Genomic DNA, 1,864 nt, shown 5'->3' with positions numbered 1-1,864 from the left:
GGCCGTATGCCCCGAATATCGCCCGTCTGGCAGTCCCATAACTGTCCGGTGGGCGTTTCCAGCGAGTGGCCCGGAGAGCGCACCCTCCGGGCCACTCCCGGAAGGCACGGGCTCGCAACCAGTTTCCACGGCTCGCCGACACATGGAGGCTGCGCAATGGTCGCTGATGCGAATGCTCAGCCGACTGCGCAGATCTCTGAGATGCGGAGGCGCAGCCGTCTATGTGCTGTCACCCGACAGACTTGACCACGCCCCTACGGGCATGGTGACCTGCGAAGACGCCGGAAGCGTGTGGAGGCTCGCGCAAGAGATGTCGCAGGAGATCGTGCAAGAGATGCCGCAAGAGTCGGCGCAGGAGATGTTGCCGCCGGACGGGGCCGGGGTCGGCCCGGAGAGGCTGGGTGCGCGGCGCGTCCGGCCCCGCGCCGCGTGCGCGGCCTGGCTGTCCGGTCGGGCCGCACACGGCTGTGACCTGCGATGGTCGGGGCCGTGGTCGGGGGTCGCGGTCAGGTGGTGGTGCGGCGGTCGAGGACGTCGGCCAGGCGGTCGGCCACCGGGCCGGGGCGGGCCGCGAGGTGGACCAGGGCGCGGACGATCTCGCTCTTGTCGACCGGGCGTCCGACCTGGCGGCGCAGTTCCAGCGCCAGGCCGTCGAAGACAAGGGCGTCGTCCTGGTCGAGCAGGATCGTGCACTTGCTGGGCTTGGGTGCCTTCGGTGCCTTCGGTGCTGCGGCGGGTTCGGGTGCCGTCGCACCGTCGTGACGGTCTGCCGTTGTGCCGTCAGGGTGCGGCTGGCCTGGTACTTCGGTGCCGAATCGGCCGGACAGGCCGGTGAGCAGGGCGCTGACGCCGCCGGTGTCCACGGCGAAGTCGTCCTTCTTCTTGGCGTTCATGCTGCGGGGGTCTCCGGGAGGTAGCCGGCCTTCACGGCCAGGTCGCGGAACATGCGCGCGACGTCGGACTTCGGTTCGTACTGGGCGATGGTCTGGCCCTTGTTCTTGGCTTCCGCCACGGCGGTGCGTAGGGGGATCTCGCCGACCACGGGCAGCGGCAGCTGGTGTATGGCGTCGTAGACCTTCTGGTGGAAGCCCGAGAACGGGCGGTCGATGCGGTTGATGACCAGCCCGCGGTAGTGCGGCATCGGCATGCGCGTCTCGTTCACCAGGGTCTGCACCTGGCCCAGCAGCAGCTCCAGGGCCTCGATGGAGAACTCGTCGACGTCGACCGGGATGAGGACGTGTTCGGCCCACCGCAGGACGTTGTCCGTGTCGACGTCCAGGGCCGGGCGGCAGTCCACCAGGCAGTGGTCGAACTCGTCCTCCAAGAGCTCCAGCACCCAGGCCAGGCGCTCCTCCTTGCTGCGCGTGCTGTGGAGCTGGCGCGGCAGGGTGAACAGGTCCAGCGCGCTCGGGATCACCCAGAGGTTCTCCGAGTGCCGGCGCACCAAGGACCGGGCCTGTTCCCGGGTGCAGGTCTCCAGCATCGCCCGGGCGAGCGTCAGTTCCCCGCCCGGGTGGAGCCTCGGCACCTTCAGCGCGGTGGTCAGGTTGCCCTGCCCGTCCAGATCCACCAGCAGTGTCCTGCGGCCTTCGGCCGCTCCTGCAGACCCCGCACGAGCCGACGCAGCCCGTCGCCCGCAAGCACCAGTTCGCCCCCGCCGCGCCGCCGGCCGACCCGGCCGCGCGGCCCGCCGCTATTCCGGCGAAGCCGGAATCGGATCCCCGTGTTGCTCGAGTCCGGCCTCGCCGCTCAGTAGTTGTTGTCTTTCCGAGAGATGCGCGTCGAACGGGAGTCCCGATTGGGTGATCGTGGGGCGCTTGGCGCATACGGACAGGGCCTCCTGAACAGCTCGTTGGTGTCGAAT

The 1,864-nt window shown here is 69.6% G+C and carries 1 protein-coding gene and 1 pseudogene; both read right to left on the bottom strand.

What is annotated here, in order from left to right; genetic code table 11:
* Positions 1-506: 506 nt before the first annotated feature.
* Positions 507-893: a hypothetical protein gene (locus tag ABZZ74_RS53970; protein WP_356951419.1), complete on the bottom strand. Its 387-nt coding sequence runs from the start codon at positions 891-893 to the stop codon at positions 507-509.
* Positions 890-1,624, bottom strand: a pseudogene (locus ABZZ74_RS53965) (ParA family protein); the annotation flags it as partial. The pseudogene ABZZ74_RS53965 and the gene ABZZ74_RS53970, both read right to left, overlap by 4 nt.
* Positions 1,625-1,864: the final 240 nt, after the last annotated feature.

Source organism: Streptomyces sp. NPDC006476, assembly GCF_040612015.1.
Lineage (GTDB): Bacteria > Actinomycetota > Actinomycetes > Streptomycetales > Streptomycetaceae > Streptomyces > Streptomyces griseorubiginosus_B.
This window is presented reverse-complemented; position numbering and strand designations above follow the sequence as displayed.

Coding starts and splice junctions, on each gene's coding strand:
- ABZZ74_RS53970 (WP_356951419.1), bottom strand. CDS start 893: ATGAACGCCAAGAAGAAGGACGACTTCGCCGTGGACACCGGCGGCGTC.